This is a genomic window from Shinella sp. GW835-FHT14H05, assembly GCF_058793575.1.
Genome location: NZ_JBXAFY010000003.1, coordinates 456,299 through 473,772 on the forward strand (window position 1 = coordinate 456,299; position 17,474 = coordinate 473,772).

16 protein-coding genes are annotated in these 17,474 nt (G+C 64.3%); all 16 read left to right on the forward strand.

All coding sequences use genetic code 11. The features are described from left to right. Positions 1–36 precede the first annotated feature (36 nt). The gene (locus tag AC1Q6Z_RS13325) at positions 37–1,125 is read left to right on the forward strand and encodes an Ldh family oxidoreductase (RefSeq protein ID WP_492648166.1); all 1,089 of its coding nucleotides are present in this window, start codon (positions 37–39) and stop codon (positions 1,123–1,125) included. Between the two features lie 60 nt (positions 1,126–1,185). Further along, positions 1,186–2,541, forward strand: a complete 1,356-nt coding sequence (locus AC1Q6Z_RS13330) for an ABC transporter substrate-binding protein (protein ID WP_256116657.1) — start codon at positions 1,186–1,188, stop codon at positions 2,539–2,541. 145 nt (positions 2,542–2,686) lie between these two features. Further along, positions 2,687–3,586: a carbohydrate ABC transporter permease gene (locus tag AC1Q6Z_RS13335; protein ID WP_492648167.1), complete on the forward strand. Its 900-nt coding sequence runs from the start codon at positions 2,687–2,689 to the stop codon at positions 3,584–3,586. Positions 3,587–3,596: 10 nt separating this feature from the next. After that, on the forward strand, positions 3,597–4,457 hold the full coding sequence (locus AC1Q6Z_RS13340; RefSeq protein WP_256116660.1) for a carbohydrate ABC transporter permease: 861 nt from the start codon (positions 3,597–3,599) through the stop codon (positions 4,455–4,457). A 4-nt stretch (positions 4,458–4,461) separates the two neighbouring features. Beyond that, complete coding sequence (locus tag AC1Q6Z_RS13345; protein WP_256116661.1) at positions 4,462–4,704, forward strand: hypothetical protein; 243 nt, start codon at positions 4,462–4,464, stop codon at positions 4,702–4,704. Next, entirely contained in the window at positions 4,704–5,813 is a 1,110-nt protein-coding gene (locus AC1Q6Z_RS13350) for an ABC transporter ATP-binding protein (RefSeq protein WP_492648168.1), read from the forward strand. Before AC1Q6Z_RS13345 ends, AC1Q6Z_RS13350 begins: the two co-directional genes overlap by 1 nt. Before the next feature lie 4 nt (positions 5,814–5,817). Next, positions 5,818–6,912 (forward strand): ABC transporter ATP-binding protein, encoded by a 1,095-nt coding sequence (locus AC1Q6Z_RS13355; RefSeq protein ID WP_492648169.1) that lies wholly within the window; start codon positions 5,818–5,820, stop codon positions 6,910–6,912. Continuing rightward, positions 6,909–8,570 carry a GMC family oxidoreductase gene (locus AC1Q6Z_RS13360; protein WP_492648170.1) on the forward strand — a complete coding sequence of 554 codons (1,662 nt, stop codon included), beginning with the start codon at positions 6,909–6,911 and terminating at the stop codon, positions 8,568–8,570. The genes AC1Q6Z_RS13355 and AC1Q6Z_RS13360 overlap by 4 nt, the downstream gene beginning before the upstream one ends. Before the next feature lie 11 nt (positions 8,571–8,581). Next, positions 8,582–9,109, forward strand: a complete 528-nt coding sequence (locus AC1Q6Z_RS13365; RefSeq protein WP_492648171.1) for a 2,4'-dihydroxyacetophenone dioxygenase family protein — start codon at positions 8,582–8,584, stop codon at positions 9,107–9,109. Then, positions 9,087–9,878, forward strand: coding sequence for an SDR family NAD(P)-dependent oxidoreductase (locus AC1Q6Z_RS13370; RefSeq protein ID WP_492648172.1), 792 nt, complete (start codon positions 9,087–9,089; stop codon positions 9,876–9,878). The genes AC1Q6Z_RS13365 and AC1Q6Z_RS13370 overlap by 23 nt, the downstream gene beginning before the upstream one ends. 8 nt (positions 9,879–9,886) lie before the next feature. After that, positions 9,887–10,882 carry a zinc-binding dehydrogenase gene (locus tag AC1Q6Z_RS13375; RefSeq protein ID WP_492648173.1) on the forward strand — a complete coding sequence of 332 codons (996 nt, stop codon included), beginning with the start codon at positions 9,887–9,889 and terminating at the stop codon, positions 10,880–10,882. A 29-nt stretch (positions 10,883–10,911) separates the two neighbouring features. Continuing rightward, a complete protein-coding gene (gene aldA / locus AC1Q6Z_RS13380; RefSeq protein WP_492648174.1) occupies positions 10,912–12,348 on the forward strand; it encodes an aldehyde dehydrogenase in 1,437 nt (478 codons plus the stop codon). A 48-nt stretch (positions 12,349–12,396) separates the two neighbouring features. Further along, the gene (locus AC1Q6Z_RS13385; protein WP_492648175.1) at positions 12,397–13,170 is read left to right on the forward strand and encodes an SDR family NAD(P)-dependent oxidoreductase; all 774 of its coding nucleotides are present in this window, start codon (positions 12,397–12,399) and stop codon (positions 13,168–13,170) included. A 433-nt stretch (positions 13,171–13,603) separates the two neighbouring features. Continuing rightward, entirely contained in the window at positions 13,604–14,791 is a 1,188-nt protein-coding gene (locus AC1Q6Z_RS13390; RefSeq protein WP_492648176.1) for a sugar ABC transporter substrate-binding protein, read from the forward strand. 132 nt (positions 14,792–14,923) lie between these two features. Further along, on the forward strand, positions 14,924–16,408 hold the full coding sequence (locus AC1Q6Z_RS13395) for a sugar ABC transporter ATP-binding protein (RefSeq protein WP_492648177.1): 1,485 nt from the start codon (positions 14,924–14,926) through the stop codon (positions 16,406–16,408). Positions 16,409–16,423: 15 nt separating this feature from the next. Then, on the forward strand, positions 16,424–17,467 hold the full coding sequence (locus tag AC1Q6Z_RS13400) for an ABC transporter permease (RefSeq protein WP_256116679.1): 1,044 nt from the start codon (positions 16,424–16,426) through the stop codon (positions 17,465–17,467). The last annotated feature ends 7 nt before the right edge of the window (positions 17,468–17,474 follow it).

A 17,474-nucleotide genomic window follows, 5' to 3' on the forward strand; every position in this document is an offset into this window, starting at 1 on the left:
TTCTCGTCGTCTGCAATCTCCTAGGTTGGGTCCGATATGTCCGTCCAGACTCTAGTTGCCCCCGATTTGCTCCAAGCGCGAGTCGAAACTGCGCTGCGCAACGCCGGCGCGTGCGAAGCGTCCGCCACTGCCGCGGTGCGGGCGTTGATGCATGCCTCGCGCATCGGGGTCGACAGTCACGGCGTGCGTCTGGTGGTCCATTACGACAAGGTTCTGCGCGGCGGACGGGTCAACGGAACGCCGAACATCACGGTCCGCAAGACGGCGGCTGCGACGGCGATTGTTGATGGCGACAATGCGCTTGGCCACCATGCCGCCTATGTCGCGATGGACACGGCGATCGGGCTGGCGCGCGACAGCGGCATCGGTGCGGTCGGCGTCATCAATTCCTCGCATTTCGGTGCGGCCGGTGCCTATGCGCGGGTCGCCGCGGAAGCCGGTTTGATCGGCTTTGCGACCACCAATTCCGATAGCGTCGTGGCCCTCTTCCAGGGCCGCGAAGCCTTTCATGGCACGAACCCGTTGGCCTTTGCGGCACCCAGCGGCGGTGAAAAGCCCTGGCTGCTCGACATGGCGACCTCGTCGATCCCGCTGAACCGGCTGCTGCTTTATAAGTCGCTCGGTGTGCAACTGCCGCAGGGCGTGGCCGTCGACGAGGCGGGCGCGCCGACCACCGATCCGGCTTCGGGCAAGACGCTCCTGCCGCTCGGCGGCGTGGATTTCGCCTTCAAGGGGGCAGCGCTTGCCGGCGTCGCGACGCTGCTGTCGGCCATTCTTCAGGGCATGACGCTCGATCATGCCTTTATCCCCATGGTCGGCGGCGACGATTATTCGACGCCGCGCCAGATGGGGCATTTCCTTCTCGCCATCGATCCGGACCGTTTTGGCGGCCGGGACGTCTTCCATGCCGGCATGGCCGCCTATCTGGCGGCTTTGAGGAGCGCGCCGGTGCAGGAAGGCGGCGAGATTCTGGCGCCCGGCGACCGCGAATGGCGGGTCGAAGTCGAGCGTCTCGTGGCCGGCATTCCGGTCGATCCCGATACCGCGGCGTTCCTGGAACTGCCGCGGAGCCCGGCCGGACCGGCCGGACATTCCAAGGAGCCCGACATTCCAAGGAGAACGTAAGCGCATAGCCAATCACGCGCCGGGGCAGGGAGCCCACGGCCGTCAACCGGGAGGAATGAAATGAAATCCATGCTGAAAAAGGGTTTGCTGGTCGCAGCGCTGATGACCTCGACGGCGCCGGTCGCCATGGCGCAGGAATGCGTCGATGCTGACCGCGTGCCGATCACCTGGTCGACGATCGCCGGCTTCTACACCGATGCCATGGCGAACCTCGTCGCCGGCTTCGAGGCGAAGAACTGCGTCAAGGTCAATGTCGTCAACATCGACAACTCGCAGCTCTACAACAAGCAGGTCATCGAGATGGTCGGCCAGACCGGCGCCTATGACGTCGTGACGCTGGAAACCTCCGAAAAGGCCGAGTTCGCCGAAAACGGTTTCATCCTGCCGATGACGGACTACTTCGCCGACAAGAAGGCGCAGCTCGACGACGTGGCGCCGACGCTCGCAGCCCTCACGACGCAGTACAAGGGCGATGTCTGGGGCCTGCCCTACTACACCTACACGGCCGGCTACATCTATCGCGCCGACCTGTTCGAGGATGCGACCGAAAAGGAAGCCTTCAAGAAGCGCTTCAACTACGATCTGGCCGTTCCGACCACCTGGGCGCAGCACCGCGATATCGCCGAATTCTTCACGCGCAAGGCCGGCGAGAACCTCAAGGGTGAAGCGCTTGCCAAGGATTTTTACGGCGTCGGCCTGATGGCCGGTCCCTTCCCGGAAATCCAGGACGAGATGTCCGGCGTGCTCTGGTCGCAGGGCGCGGACTGGCTGACGGACGAGGGCAAGGTGCCGGTTGACGCGGTCGAAAAGGCGATGAACGACTATCTGGCGCTGATGAAATTCGCCCCGCCGGCGGCCCTCACCGTCACCTATGACGGCGTGATGAACCAGATGAAGGACGGGCAGATCGCCCAGACCTATTCCTTCTTCCTCGATCAATGGCCGAATGCCGTGACGACCGAAACCAGCGTGCCGGGCGCCAAGATGGGCGTTGCCGAAGCGCCGGAGAAGAAGGCCTATATCGGTGGCTTCCTGCTCGCCGTCTCCGCATCGTCCGCCCATCCGCAGGAGGCGATGGACTTCGTCGCCTATATCGGCGGCCATGACGCGCAGATGGAGTTTGCCAAGGCGGGCGGTACGTCGACGCTGATGAGCGTGCTCTCCGACCCGGCCTTCGCCGCGCCGGAAAGCCGCACGAAGACCGGCCACTTCTCGACGCTGCTGAAGATCTTCGATTCCATGAAGGGCTTCCGCTCGAACCTGTTCGACACGCCCTTCGGCGCGAAGATCTACAACACGATGCAGATCCCGCTGCAATCGGCGGCTGCCGGCCAGATCGACGCCCGCGCGGCGGCCGAACAGCTCGCAGCCGAAGTCGAGAAGATTTGCGGCGGCCCGTGCCCGATCGGCAAGTGATCGAAGCATCGATCTAAGCTTTGCATGGTGGGCACCCGCCCACCATGCAGTTTGATTTGAAAGGCGGGTTTGCCCGCCCAAAAGTTTCTTCTGGAGGAGTTTGATGTCGCAGTCGCTATCCGTGTCGGCGTCGCAGGAAAAAGGCGTGGCGAGCCCAACCGCCATGTCCGATCGCTGGTTCTCGATCCTTCTTGTCGTGCCTGCGATGTTGGTCATCCTTGTCTTCGCGCTGCTGCCGCTCGCCTATGCGCTCGACGTGTCCTTCCGGTTCGCGGACCTGACGCGCGGCCGCATCGGCGATTTCGTCGGGCTCGACAACTACCGGACGGTCCTGCATGACGGCGCCTTCTGGAGTTCCGTCTGGGTCACGCTGAAATTCACGCTGACGGCCGTCACGCTTGAAATGGTGCTGGGCATCGCCATCGCCTTCCTCATCCACGGCGCAACCGTCGGCAAGGGCGTCATCCGCAGCCTGATGATCCTGCCGCTGGCCACTTCGGCGGCGGTGACGGGCCTGTTCTGGCGCTATCTCTATGATCCGCAATTCGGGCTGATCAACTACTTCCTCGGCCTCATCGGCCTGCCGGAACCCAACTGGCTTGGCGACTATACGATCGCGCTCTGGTCGGTCATCCTGTTCGACGTGTGGCAGTGGACGCCCTTCGTGGCGCTGATCGCGCTTGCGGGTTTGCAGGCGCTGCCGAAGGAGCCGTTCGAGGCGGCCGAACTCGATGGTGCCAGCACCTTCCGCGTGCTGCGCACGCTGACCTTCCCGATGCTGAAGCCGGTGCTGTTCCTTGTCCTCGTGCTGCGCACCATCGATAGCGTGCGCCTCTACGACGCGGTGGCCGTGCTGACGCGCGGCGGGCCGGGCACGGTGACGGAAACCATGACCTTCTATCTTTACCGCACGGGGCTGAAGCTGTTCCGGATGGACTATGCCTCCACCATGGCGATCTTCTTCCTCTACGCCATGCTGGTCGCAAGCCTCTTCGCGCTTCGCCCGCTGCTCACCCAATTTTCGTCGCGCGCATCCGAAGGCTGAGGAGATCGCCATGCTGCAACGTGAATCAAGCTTCCCGAAAGAAGCGCTCCGCTACGGCCTGATCGTCATCGTGCTCGGCTTCATCGTGTTCCCGATCGCCTGGATGATCATCACGTCGTTCAAGCCGGCCGATGCCATCATGGTGTCGCCGCCGCGCTTCCTGTTCACCCCGACGCTGGATAATTACGTCCACGCGATCTACGACAAGAACTTCCTGTTCTACATCAAGAACACGCTGTTCATCTCCGTCGCCTCGACGATCATCGTCGTCATCACCGGTTCGCTCGCCGCCTACAGCTTCGCGCGCTACAATGTCGGCGACGGCCATATCCTGTTCTTCATCCTGTCGACCAAGATGTTCCCGGCCATCGCCGTCATACTGCCCTACTTCCTGATCTTCCGCGAAGTCGGCAGGACGGGGGCCGGTAAGTTCCTCGGCATCGGCCTCGACCAGCCGGGCGCGCTGATCATCTCCTATACGGTGTTCAACCTGCCCTTCGCCATCTGGCTGCTGGTGTCATTCTTCCAGGATATCCCGCGTGAACTCGAACATTCCGCCCGCCTCGACGGCCTGTCGCGGCTGAAGGTGCTGGCCAAGGTCGTCTGCCCGCTCGCCGCCCCCGGCATCGCGGTCACCGGCGTCTTCACGCTGATCTTCAGCTGGAACGAGTTCCTGTTCGCCTACATCCTGACCCGCAAGGCCGCGAGCACCGTCACCGTGGGCGTGGAATCCTTCTTCACGCTGCAGGGCATTCTCTGGGGGCCGGTTGCTGCGGCCGCCACCATCAGCGTCCTGCCGATGCTGGTCTTCGTGCTCGCCATGCAACGCTACATGGTGCGCGGCCTCACCTTCGGCGCTGTGAGAGGATAAGATCATGAGCTTCAGTCAAGGCTGGGATACCGGCTTCCGCGTCATCCTTCTCTATGTCGGCGTCGTCTTCGTCTGGCTCGGCTTCATCGAGCCGTATTTCGCCAGCCAGTCGATGTCGGTGGTCATCATGAACATCGTTGCTTTCGTGATCTCGGCGGCTTTCGTCGTGCGCGCCCGCAGCCGCTTTATCGCCGAGCGCCAACAGGCGGAGGCGGAAGTTGCCGCCCTCATGCAGGAGGACGTCTGATGTACGAACTGAAATCGGTCCACAAGCGCTATGGTCTCGCCAAGGTCGCCCTTCGTAAGATCGATCTTACGGTGCGCGACCGCGAATTCCTTGTGATCTACGGGCCCGCCGGTGCGGGCAAGAGCACGCTCCTCAACATCCTCGCCGGCATCACCAAGCCGACCAGCGGCGACGTGCTGCGCAACGGCATCTCCATTCTCCGCGTTCCGCCGGAAAAGCGCGATGCGGCGATGGCCTTCGAAAACTATGCGCTCTATTCGCATCTCTCGGTCGGCGAGAACCTGGCCTTTCCGTTGAAAGCCCGCGGCATCGGTCGTGCGGAAGTCGAGGAACGGGTCAAACGGATCTCCGGCATTCTGGGCATCGGCCACCTGCTCGATCGGCGCCCCGGCTTCCTCTCCGGCGGCCAGCGCCAGCGCGTGGCACTCGGCCGCGCGATCATCCGGCCGGCGGACATTTATCTGCTCGACGAACCGGTCGGCCATCTCGATGCGAAGCTTCGCCACAAGATCCGCGCCGAACTGAAGGCGCTCGCCGAGGACTTGTCGGCGACCGTCGTCTTCACCACGACGTCGTCACGCGAGGCCCTGGCACTCGGCGACCGGGTTGCGGTGCTGAATGCCGGCAAGCTGGAACAGCTCGGCAAGCCGGCCGATCTCTATCACCGCCCGGCAAACGCCTTCGTCGCCTCCTTCGTCGGCGATCCGCCGATGAGCTTCATTTCGGTGCAGCCGCGGCGCCATGATGGCAGGGTCGATTTTGTGACGGCGGATGGCATGCCGGTCGCCTCGCTTGCGGCCGAGGCCGTCAGCGACCTCAACGAGGAGGTCGGCTCGAAAATCCAGGTCGGCTTCCGCTCCAACGAGGTGCGGATCGCCCGGGAGGGTGATTCCTATGCGCTGCGCGGCCGCGTCGATGTCATCGAGAACCTCGGCTACATGAAGATCGCCCTTGTCGGCATCGGCAATGACCAGGTCTCCGTCTCGGTGCCCGCCGGCACGTCGCTTGGCGTGGGCGAAACGGTCGCCATCGCCTTCCCGCGCGATGCCGTCCACTTGTTTCAGAATGCCCGGGCGGTCACGCACGCCACGCCTTCCGCAGGAGTTTGACCCCATGGCCTCCATCAAAGCCGAAAGACTCGTCAAGCGCTATGGCGCCGTCCAGGCCGTGCATGGCATCGATTTCGAGATCGCCGATGGCGAGTTCGTCGCCATCCTCGGCCCGTCCGGCTGTGGCAAATCCTCGACCATGCGCATGATCGCAGGTCTGGAGACGGTCACCGAAGGCTCGATCTACTTCGACGGCAAGCGCGTCAACGATGTGCGCGCCCGCGACCGCAACGTCGCGATGTCCTTCGAATCCTACGCGCTCTACACGACCATTTCGATCTACGAGAACATCGCCTTCCCGCTGCGCTCGGCCAATGTCGATAGCAAGGAGATCGATCGCCAGGTCCGCGACATTGCCGACAAGATGGAACTGACGGCGCTGTTGCACCTGAAACCCAAGGGCCTTTCCTCAGGCCAGGCGCAGCGTGTGGGTCTCGCGCGCGCGCTGGTTCGCAAACCCGAAGTGTTCCTGCTCGATGAGCCGATCTCGCATCTCGACACGCGCCAGCGTTATCGCATGCGCCGCTTCATCAAGAGCCTGCACCAGAAATTCAACTACACGATGATCTACGTCACCCACGATCAGGAGGAGGCCTTGGCGCTTGCAGACCGGGTCATGGTGATGAGCGACGGCGAGATCCAGCAGATGGCGGTGCCGGATGAGGTCTATGCGCGGCCGAAGAACGCCTTCGTCGCCGGCTTCGTCGGCGAGCCGCCGATCAACTTCTTCGATTGCCGCGTGGCGGCGGCGGACGGCGGCTGGTCTATCGAGTTCGAAGGGCGCAAGCTTGCCTTGCCGCAGCGCCTGCATGCGGCGGCACAGGATATCGGCGACGGCGGGCTTGCCGCGATCCGCCCGCACTTCCTGTCGATCGGCGGCGACAGCCCGCTGCGCATCGATGGCAAGGTCTTCATCACCGAGGAATTGCAGGACCAGAACCTGATCTTCGTCGATGTCGGCGAGACGCGCTTCACGCTGGTCGCCCACCCGTCGGTGACGCCAAAGCGCGGCGAGGCGGTGCCGGTGTCGATAGATCCGGATCACCTGCTGCTGTTCCCGCGCTCGCAGGCCGGCAAGGTGGAGAGTATCGTCGCATGAGCTACGACCACATCGTCGTCGGCGGGGGAACGGCGGGCTGCCTTGCGGCGGGCAAGCTTGCGGGCGAGCACGGCGCGCGCGTGCTCGTGCTGGAAGCCGGGCCGGACGATCGCAACCCGCTGATCCGCATGCCGGCCGGCTTCGTGAAGCTGCTCGGCGTCGAGAAATATATGTGGTTCTACAAGTCCGTGGCGCAGGCGCGGCTCGGCGGCCGCAGGCCCATCGTGCCGCAGGGCCGGGTGCTCGGCGGCGGCTCGTCGGTCAATGCCATGGTCTATATGCGCGGCCAGCCGGCGGACTATGACGGCTGGGCCGACGAGATCGGCGATGAGCAATGGTCTTACGATGCGCTGCTGCCCTACTTCACCGGCATGGAGGACAATGCGCGGTTGAACGACGACTATCATGGCGTCGGCGGCCCGTGGAAGGTCTCCGATCTTGACCACATCTGCGAACTCTCCCGCGCCTTCGTGCTGGCTGCGCAGGGCGTCGGCCTGCCGCACAACAGCGACTTCAACGGCCGCAGCCAGCGTGGCGTCGGCGCCTATCAGGTGACGACCCGCGATGGCCGGCGCTGCTCCGCGGTCGATGCCTTCCTGCGCCCTGCCATGGCGGGCGGCCGGCTAGAGGTGAAGACCTCCTGCCTCGTGCATTCGCTGATCATCGAGAACGGCCGCGCCGTCGGCGTGCGCTATTCGCAGGGCGAGGGGCGGACGGTGGTGGAAGCCCGCTGCGACGGCGAGGTGCTGCTTGCCGCCGGTGCCATCGCGACGCCGAAGCTGCTGATGCTCTCCGGCATCGGCCCCGCCGATCATCTCAAAACCCACGGCATCCACGCGCTCGTCGATCTGCCGGGCGTCGGCGCCAATCTTCAGGACCATACCGAGACGCCGGTCGTGGCACTCTGCAATGGTCCCTACGGCTATTACGGCCATGATCGCGGCTGGAAGCAGATGCGCAACGGCCTCGAATATCTCATCAACCGCACCGGGCCGGTGACGTCCAATGGCGTGGAGGCCGGCGCCTTCTTCGATCCCGACGATCTCTCCAACGATCCGAAGATCCAGCAGTTCTGCGTGCCGACCGTCTATCTCGACAAAGACCATACCGACCAGCAGGCAAGCCACGGCCTGACGCTGAATTCCTGTGTGGCGAAGCCGAGGTCGCGGGGCTCGGTGCAGCTTGCCTCCGCCGATCCGAAGGACCAGCCGCTGGTCGATCCGAATTATCTGGCCGATCCCGAAGACCTGCGCCTGTCGATCGGCGGCGTGCGCCGCGCCCGCGAAATTCTTCAGCAGGAACCGCTGCGTTCGATGATCGCGCGCGAAATCTTCCCCGGCCAGGACAAGATGTCCGATGTGGATCTCGCCGAACATGCGAAGCGCTTCGTCAAGACCGTCTATCACCCGGTCGGCACCTGCCGCATGGCGCGCGAAGGCGACGCCGGTGGCGTGCTTGGTGCCGACATGCGGGTGCGCGGCGTCGAGGGGCTTCGGGTCATCGATGCCTCCGCGATCCCGACCATCATATCCGGCAACACGAACGCAGCCGTGCTGGTCGTCGCCGACAAGGCGGTGGAATTCATCACCGGCGCAAAACGCCGCCAGCCTGCGGGCATCGCGCCACGGCGCGAGCCCAGCACCCTCCAGACAGCCTGAGGAAGACGCCGATGCCTCTCATGAAGACCGATCCCAACCCACGCATGCCCTACCAGTTCCCCATGCCAAAGGAGTCGCTGCCGGATATCGTCATTCCGGACGCCATTCCCCTCGACGACCGGGTCTGGGTGCCGCAGGGCACCAATGTCTGGTTCCGCCCGCTCTGCCTCAACCGCTCCGCAGGCTACTGGATGAACCTGTTGAAGGTGCGCAAGTCCGGCGTGCTGAGCCGCCACCGGCATCCGCAGGCGGTGCACGGCTTCGTGCTGAAGGGCCGCTGGCATTATCTGGAACATGACTGGGTCGCCGAAGAGGGCGGTTACGTCTTCGAACCGCCGGGCGAGACGCACACGCTGGTGGTCCCCGACGATGTCGAGGAGATGATCACCTTCTTCCAGGTCAACGGCATCATGTATTACGTCGATGCCTATGGCGAGCCGCTCGGCTTCGAGGACGTCTTCACCAAGATCGACATGTGTCGTGCGCATTACGAGGCGGTTGGGCTGGGAGCGGATTATGTCGACCAGTTCATCCGCTGACGGGCGGACCAGCGCGATCGGCAACCCCGCCGCCTACCTGCGCCCCGGCCTGTTCGAGGGCCGTCAGGTGCTGGTGAGCGGCGGGACTTCCGGTATCGGTGCCGCGATCTGCCAGGCCTTCGTCGCGCTCGGTGCGGACGTGGTGGCAACGGGCGTCACCGACGCCGAGATCGCCGCCGCCGGAGACCGGCCCGAGATGAAGGGCGTGCTCTTCGCCACGCTCGACGTGCGCGACAAATCGGCCGTCCATGCCCTCGTGGCGGGCTTGCCGCGGCTTGACCATGTAGTGAACTGCGCCGGCGTCATCCGCCGCAATGACGAGCTTGAGCCGGACGTTTTCGCCGAGGTCGTCGACATCAATCTCAACGGCTCGATGCGCGTCTGCGCTGCCGCCCGTCCGCGCCTTGCGGAAACCGGCGGAACGATCGTCAACACCGCCTCCATGCTGTCGTTCTTCGGCGGCGGGCTTGTGCCCGGTTATTCGGCTTCCAAGGGCGGCATCGCGCAGCTCACCAAGTCGCTGGCGATCGCCTATGCGGCCGATGGCATTCGCGTGAATGCGATCGCGCCCGGCTGGATCGCCACGCCGCTGACCAAGGGCCTGCGCGAAAACGCGGAGCGCAATGCGGCTATCGTCGCCCGCACGCCGCTCAACCGCTGGGGCGAACCGGCCGAACTTGCCGGCGGCGTCCTTTATCTCTCCTCGCCGCTTGCGAGCTTCGTTACCGGCAGCGTGCTGGTTATCGACGGCGGCTACCTGATCACATGAGGCACCCTATGAAGGCGATTGTTGTTTCCGATGCACAGGCCCGGCTTGACGATGTGGTCCTGGCCGACCTGCCGATCCCGGAGCCCGGCCCCGGCCAGCTGCGCCTCAAGGTCATTGCCGTCTCGATCAACCCGGTCGACTGGAAGCTGGCGCTCGATCACAAGCCGGAATGGACCTATCCCCATGTGCTGGGGCTCGATGCGGCCGGCATCATCGATGCGGTCGGGCCGGGTGTCGAAGGCTGGACGGTCGGCGAACGGGTGGTGGTGCACAACAACCTCTGGAAGTCCGGTGTCTTTGCCGAATATTGCCTGGCACCGGCGCACGCGACATCGCGCCTGCCGGAAGGCATCAGCTTTACCGACGCGGCCGCGGTTCCCTGCGCCGGCTACACCGCGTATCAGGCCCTCTTCCGCAAGGCGCGGATCGAGGCGGGACAGACCGTTCTCATCCAGGGCGCCAATGGCGGCGTCGGTGGTTTTGCGACGCAGCTCGCCCATCAGGCGGGCGCGAAAGTGATTGCGCTGACGCGGGCCGAGCACTTCGATGCCGTGCGCGCTTTCGGTGCCGATATCGTCTTCGATTATCGCGATCCGGACCTGCTGCAAAAGGTGAAGGCTGAGACGGAAGGCGGCTACGGCGTGGACGTCATGGTGGAGGTGGCCAACCCCGGCGATGCCCGCAAGTCGCTCGCTTTCGTGCATTATAACGGGCATCTCGTCTCGGTCGATCCGCTGCCCGTCATGACCGACGTGCCGTCCTATACCTATGCCGCCTCCATCCACGAGATCGGGCTCGGCGGCGCCTACAATGCCGGCCACGTGCCGACGCAGCGGGATTTCGCCCGCATGGGCGACGACCTGATGGTGCGGCTTGCGGCGGGCAAGCTCGATCCGATGGTGGAGGAGATCGTCACGCTGGAAGACATTCCGGACGCCTTGCAGCGCCTGCGCGCTCGCGCGGTGACGGGCAAGATCGTCGCCCGCGTCGCGCCGGATGCCTGATGACAACACAGCACTACGGGAGGAAAGACATGCCCAGGAACACCCATTACATCGACGGCCGGTTTGTCGAGGACAGCGCTTCCGACCGCATCGCCGTCTATAACCCGGCAACCGAGGAGCAGATCGCGGAAATTCCCGATGCGTCGGCCGAGACCGTCGACGCCGCCGTGGATGCGGCGCGCAAGGCACAGCCCGCCTGGGCCGATCTGCCGCCAATCGAGCGGGCTGGTTACGTCAAGTCGATCGCCAGCAAGATTCGCGACAAGGTCGATGTGCTGGCCGAGACGATCTCCCGCGAGCAGGGCAAGACGCTTGGTCTTGCGCGCGGCGAGGTGCTGGGCATGGCCGGGCTGATGGACTACATGGCCGAGTGGGCACGCCGCATCGAGGGCGAGATCATCGCCAGCGACCGCAAGGGCGAAACGATCTACCTGAACCGCGTGCCGATCGGCGTCGTCGCCGGCATCCTGCCCTGGAATTTCCCGTTCTATCTGATCGGCCGCAAGCTCGCGCCGGCGCTGGTGGCGGGCAATACGATCGTGGTGAAGCCGAGCGAAGAGACGCCGCTCAATGCCTTCCTCTTCGCGGAAATCGCGGATGAGGTGGGCCTGCCGAAGGGTGTGTTCAACATGGTCTCGGGCCGTGGCCGCACGACGGGTGTAGCACTTTCCGGCCATTCCGGCATCGATCTCGTCAGCTTCACCGGCAGCGTGCCGACGGGCGTCGCCATCATGGAGGCGGCGGCGAAGAACCTGACGCGGGTCAATCTGGAACTCGGCGGCAAGGCGCCGGCCATCGTGCTGAAGGATGCCGATCTCGACCTCGCGGTGGAAGCGATCACGGCGTCGCGCATCATCAATACCGGACAGGTCTGCAATTGCGCCGAACGCATCTTCGTCGAGCGGCAGGTGGCGGACGATTTTACCGAACGCTTCATCAAGCGCATGGCGGCCGTCACCTATGGCGATCCGCTGACGGAACGCGATGTTGATATGGGGCCGCTGGTCAATGCGGTACAGCTTGGCAAGGTGGAGGCCATGGTCGACCGGGCGCGGCAGGCGGGCGCTACCGTGGCGCTTGGCGGCCAGCGTGCTGACCGCAACCGCGGCCACCACTATGAGCCGACGGTGCTGACGGGCTGCACGCCGGACATGGAAATCATGCGCAAGGAGATTTTTGGCCCCGTCGCGCCGATCGCCGTGGTCAACGATGCCGACGAGGCGGTCTACCATGCCAACGACACCGAATACGGCCTGACATCCTCGCTCTACACGCAGGATCTCAACAAGGCGATGCAGGTCACGCGGCGCTTGCAATTCGGCGAGACCTATATCAACCGCGAGAACGGCGAGGCCTATCAGGGTTTCCACGCCGGCCGCAAGAAATCCGGCATCGGCGGGGCGGACGGCAAACACGGCTTCTACGAATATATGGAGACGCAGGCCGTCTACATCCAGCACGGGTGAGGGTGGCGGCGAGGCACGGGCCGCGACCTGCGGCCGGAAAGGAACGGTATGTATCTTCAGAAATTCGATCTGTCCGGCCGCGTGGCGGTGGTCACCGGCGCCGGGCAGGGGATCGGGCTCGCCTGCGCCGAGGCGCTCTGCGAGGCGGGCGCGCATGTCGTGATCACCGACATCAGCACTGAACGCAGCGAGGCCGGCCGCGCGACGCTGGCCGCCAAGGGCTATTCCGTCGAGGCTGACGTGATCGATATCGGCGACAGCGCGTCGGTCAATGCGGTGGCGGACCGGCTGGCAGGTGCCGGCCGGGCGGCGGATATCCTCGTCGCCAATGCCGGCATCGCCCAGGCGGGCGTGCCTGGGGAGGACCTGTCGGATGCCGACTGGGAGCGGATGATCAACATCAACCTCAATGGCGCCTTTCGCTCGTGCCGCGCCTTTGGAAAACACATGTTGGCGAAGGGCAAGGGATCGATCGTCACGATCGGCTCCATGTCCGGCAGCATCGTCAACCGGCCGCAGCAGCAGGTTCACTACAATGCGGCAAAGGCCGGCGTGCATCATATGACCCGCTCGTTTGCCGCCGAATGGGCGACGCGCGGTGTGCGGGTGAATTCCGTGGCGCCGACCTATATCGACACGCCGCTCCTGACCTTCGCCAAGGAGGACAAGCCGATGTACGAGCAATGGCTGGACATGACGCCGATGCACCGGCTCGGCCAGCCGGACGAGATCGCCGCGATCGTGCTGTTCCTCGCCTCCGACGCCTCCAGCCTGATGACGGGTTCGATCGTCACCGCGGATGCCGGTTACACCTGCTGGTAAGGCCACAGCCAGGAGCCGTCGCGCTGCCCGCGCTGCGATTTCATGGCGCGGGCACAAAATTTGCCGAAGCTTTCGGTCTTGAATCATTATCCTGACATGCTATACGTACAACATGACAAATTAGGCCTTTAGCCTGCGTGGTCCGTAGCTGGACAGAGCCAGCGCGCAAGAATTTGATGCGCCTCGCACCTGAAGAGAATTAAGTAGCTTAACTACATTATAGCGCGGCCGATTGGTTGAATCCGATCCGCCGCGGCGCCGGTTTTGCGCGAAATTCACCAAAAATCACGCAAGTGAGTGTGATTATAATCGCAAAAAATGTAGTTGAATTACTTTATCGCTTTGTCTAGCATCCAATCAACGTGAGGGGTGGGAGCGCCGATCGGCGCCCATTGCGCACGTTGGAGGAGATTTTTTCGACAGGGAGGGAGCTATGTTCAAGACGCTCGCAAAAGCATCATTGTTTGCTGCGGCCGCGACTGTTGCACTCTGGCCGGCACTGGGTGCCGCGCCGGCCGTGGCACAGGAAGGCGACAATATCGACATCACGATCGGCTGGGTGCCGCCGGACATTACCGGCGTCTTCAAGACCGCGACGAACTTCTTCGAACTGGCCGCGGCGGACGCCAACAAGAATGGCTTCAACGTCACGGTCCTGACCAAGTCGCCGACCAGCCCCACGGCCTTTGCCGAGCAGGTCAGCATCATCGAGGACATGATCCAGCGCAAGGTCGATCTGATCGCCGTGTCGCCGGCCGAAGTCGCGACCGTCAAGCCCGCGCTCGTGCGCGCCACCGAAGCCGGCATCCCGGTCATCATCGTCAACCTGCTGGAACCGATCGACGGTGTGAACGTCTCGTCCTATATCGGCTTCGACAACACGCAGGGTGCCGAAGTCAGCGCCTATTCGGTCGTCGATTATTTCGGCGGTCCGGGCGTGCTCGGTGCTGGCGAAAAGGTCACCGTCGAGCCCGGCGCCTATCTCGACCTGAAATTCTGGCAGGATCTCGCCGGAAAACTTTCCGATGAGGACAAGGCCAAGATCAAGGCGCGCGGCGCCATCATCGAGGGCGTTGCCGGCGGCTTCTTCTCGACGGCCCGCCTCAACGGCTTCCGCAAGGTGCTCGAACAGTTCCCGGGCATCGAGATCGTCGGCGGCACCTGTGCCGGCGACTGGAACCGCGAAAAGGGCACGCGTTGCGCCGAGGATATCCTTCAGGCCAACCCGGAAAACCTCGACTTCATCTGGGCGGCATCGAACGAAATGGGCCTCGGCGCCATGCTCGTCGCCGGCTCCAGCGGTCGTCTCGAAACCGTGCAGGACGGCGCGAACATCGGCGACAAGAAGGTGGCAGTCTTCACCAATGACGTGACGCCGGAATCGGTCGACCGCATTGCCGAAGGCAAGATGATTGCCGAAACGACCCACGGCTTCGCCGATTGGGGCTGGTTCGGCACCAAGTTCGCCGTCGAGCTCGCCTGCGGCCTCGAAGTGCCGAAGACCTTCGATATCCGCCCGCGCACCGTCTACGAGGCGAATGCCCGCAACTTCTACCCGGAGCCGAAGCTCGAAGCGATCAACTGGAAGACCATCCGGACGAATTGCAAGAAAGCCAACTAAGGTTTCTCCCAGGACGCGGGGCGCATCTTTTCGTGGAGAGGTGCCCCGCGCCGCCGTTCGCCTGCGAGGCGGGGCGCGGTGTCAGGAGATGAAGCGGCACGCTCGGTGCCGGTTGAATGGTAGTCGAGGCGCATGGACCAGCACGAAATCCTTCTGAAACTCGAAAATATCGAGAAGCGTTTTCCTGGCGTCGTGGCCTTGAAGTCGATCTCGCTCGACGTGCGCGCGGGCGAAGTGCAGGTGCTGCTCGGCGAGAATGGTGCCGGCAAATCGACGCTGATGAAGATCCTCGCCGGCGAACATGCGCCGACCGCCGGAGACATCGAGATCGGCGGCAAACGGGTTTCGGCGCTCACGCCGACGCTCGCCACGGAACTCGGCATCGGCCTTGTCCATCAGGAGCTGAGCCTTATCCCGGCGCTGAGCGTCACGGAAAACATCTTTCTCGGCCGCTTGCCACGCAATGCCTTCGGCAAGATCAACTGGGGCAAGGCGCACGAGGCCGCGCGGCACGCGCTGGAGGCGCTGGGTGTCGCCATCGATCCGACGGCCGAAGTGCGCACGCTCGAAGTGGCCGAACAGCAATTGATCGAGATCACTCGCGTGCTGGCGCGCGGCCCGCGCATCCTGCTGCTCGACGAGCCCACCTCGGCGCTGTCGGACAGCGAGCGCAGCCGTCTTTTCGATGTCATCCGCCGCCTCAAGCAGCGCGGCCACGGCATCATCTATATTTCGCATCACCTGTCGGAAATCCCGATGATCGCCGATCGCGTGACGATCCTGCGCGACGGCATCGTCGTCGACACGCTGCCCGCTGAACAGGCGGATGAGGAGACGGTGATCGGCCTGATGGTCGGCCGCAGGCTGGAAGAACAGTTTCCCAAGGAGACCGTGGCCCTTGGCGCGCCGGTGCTGGCGGTCGAAAACCTTGCCTCCGGCGGCACGCTGAAGGACCTGTCCTTCTCGCTTCGCCGCGGCGAGATCCTCGGCATCTATGGCCTGATGGGCGCGGGGCAGGCAGAAATCGCCGGCGCCCTATTCGGCTTGCAGACGGTCAAGGCCGGGTCGATCGAGGTCGAGGGCAAACGCGCCTACTTCCGCCATTCGTCGGATGCGATCGCGGCGGGCCTCGGCCTGATCTCGCGTGATCGCCGGCAGAGCCTGGTGCCCATGCAGCCGGTCGGCCCCAATCTCAGCCTGTCCTGGCTGGCCGGCAAATCGCTGCTGTCGCGGCTCGACCTGGGGCGCGAGCGCGAGGAGGGCAAACGCTACATTTCGGACCTGCGCATCCGGCCGGCCTCCACCACGCACAAGCTCTTCTTCTTCAGCGGCGGCAACCAGCAGAAGGTCATCCTGGCGCGCTGGATGTCGAGCGGTGCGCGGATCCTGATTTTCGACGAGCCGACGCGCGGCATCGATGTCGGCGCCAAGGCGGAAGTCTTTGCGGTGATGAGCCGGCTGGTGTCGGAAGGCGCATCGATCCTGATGATCTCCTCGGAACTCAACGAGTTGATCGGCATGGCGGATCGCGTGCTGGTCATGCGGGGCGGGCGCCTCTCTGCGGAGTTGCCGCGGGACGAGATTACGCAGCAGAACATGCTGCGCTATGCGAGCTAGGAAGTGGGAGACAGCATGAGTGCGGAAAAGAATTCGGACACGCCGGCAGCGGCCGTGGGGGGCCGCGGGGCGAAGATCAAGGGCATCGTCTTCCAGGCCGGTCCGCTGATCGCGCTCGTCCTGCTGATGGCCTATCTCGCTTTCGCCACGTCCAACTTCCTGACCTTTGACAACCTCTCCAACGTGGCGCGCCAGTCCGCCTTCGTCGCCATCCTGGCGGTGGGGCAGACCTTTGTCATCCTGACTGGCGGCATCGATTTGTCCGTTGCGGCCATCGCGGCGCTGGCGGGCTCGATCACGGCCGTCCTGCTCACCCAGTCGCTCGTGCTGTTCGGCGTCGATCTCGGCTTCGTGCCGCCGCCGGTGGCGATCCTGATCGGCCTTGCCGTCGGTGTCGTCGCCGGCGCGCTCAATGGCTGGCTGATTTCCACGTTCAAGATCCCGGATTTCATCGCGACGCTCGGCACGATGACCGCGTTCCGCGGCGCGGCACTGCTGGTGACGGATGGCATGCCGGTGCCTTCGTTTAACGCGACCCGCCAGCTGCCGGAAACGCTGACCTGGGTCGGCGGCGGCCAGCTCTTCGGCGTGCCGGTGAGCGCGCTGATCGCGCTCCTGTGCGCGGTCGCCGGCTGGTATGTGCTGCGCTACACGGCACTCGGCCGGGCCATTTATGCCGTCGGCGGCAATCGCGCGGCCGCCCATTCGTCCGGCATCAGCATCACCCGCACCAAGATCATGACCTATGCCATCTCCGGCCTGTTGGCCGCGATCGCCGGCATCATCCTCGTCGGGCGGCTCAATTCCGGCAATGCGCTGATGGCAGAAGGCGAGGAGCTGCGCTCCATCGCCTCCGTCGTCATCGGCGGCACCAATCTCTTCGGCGGCGAGGGCGGCGTCTGGGGATCGATCATCGGCGCCACCATCATCGGCGTGCTCGGCAACGGCCTCAACCTGCTCGATGTCAGCCCGTTCTGGCAGCGCATCGCGCAAGGGGTCGTCATCGTGGTCGTCGTCATCTTCGACCAGTGGCGCCGCCGCAGCATGACACGCGTCTGACGAGGGA

What these genes read in the sequence shown, in the direction of transcription:
- aldA (WP_492648174.1), top strand. Translation starts at nt 10,912, where the DNA reads ATGCCCAGGAACACCCATTACATCGACGGCCGGTTTGTCGAGGACAGC.
- AC1Q6Z_RS13385 (WP_492648175.1), top strand. Translation starts at nt 12,397, where the DNA reads ATGTATCTTCAGAAATTCGATCTGTCCGGCCGCGTGGCGGTGGTCACC.
- AC1Q6Z_RS13370 (WP_492648172.1), top strand. Translation starts at nt 9,087, where the DNA reads ATGTCGACCAGTTCATCCGCTGACGGGCGGACCAGCGCGATCGGCAAC.
- AC1Q6Z_RS13360 (WP_492648170.1), top strand. Translation starts at nt 6,909, where the DNA reads ATGAGCTACGACCACATCGTCGTCGGCGGGGGAACGGCGGGCTGCCTT.
- AC1Q6Z_RS13350 (WP_492648168.1), top strand. Translation starts at nt 4,704, where the DNA reads ATGTACGAACTGAAATCGGTCCACAAGCGCTATGGTCTCGCCAAGGTC.
- AC1Q6Z_RS13390 (WP_492648176.1), top strand. Translation starts at nt 13,604, where the DNA reads ATGTTCAAGACGCTCGCAAAAGCATCATTGTTTGCTGCGGCCGCGACT.
- AC1Q6Z_RS13325 (WP_492648166.1), top strand. Translation starts at nt 37, where the DNA reads ATGTCCGTCCAGACTCTAGTTGCCCCCGATTTGCTCCAAGCGCGAGTC.
- AC1Q6Z_RS13365 (WP_492648171.1), top strand. Translation starts at nt 8,582, where the DNA reads ATGCCTCTCATGAAGACCGATCCCAACCCACGCATGCCCTACCAGTTC.
- AC1Q6Z_RS13345 (WP_256116661.1), top strand. Translation starts at nt 4,462, where the DNA reads ATGAGCTTCAGTCAAGGCTGGGATACCGGCTTCCGCGTCATCCTTCTC.
- AC1Q6Z_RS13330 (WP_256116657.1), top strand. Translation starts at nt 1,186, where the DNA reads ATGAAATCCATGCTGAAAAAGGGTTTGCTGGTCGCAGCGCTGATGACC.
- AC1Q6Z_RS13375 (WP_492648173.1), top strand. Translation starts at nt 9,887, where the DNA reads ATGAAGGCGATTGTTGTTTCCGATGCACAGGCCCGGCTTGACGATGTG.
- AC1Q6Z_RS13395 (WP_492648177.1), top strand. Translation starts at nt 14,924, where the DNA reads ATGGACCAGCACGAAATCCTTCTGAAACTCGAAAATATCGAGAAGCGT.
- AC1Q6Z_RS13355 (WP_492648169.1), top strand. Translation starts at nt 5,818, where the DNA reads ATGGCCTCCATCAAAGCCGAAAGACTCGTCAAGCGCTATGGCGCCGTC.
- AC1Q6Z_RS13340 (WP_256116660.1), top strand. Translation starts at nt 3,597, where the DNA reads ATGCTGCAACGTGAATCAAGCTTCCCGAAAGAAGCGCTCCGCTACGGC.
- AC1Q6Z_RS13400 (WP_256116679.1), top strand. Translation starts at nt 16,424, where the DNA reads ATGAGTGCGGAAAAGAATTCGGACACGCCGGCAGCGGCCGTGGGGGGC.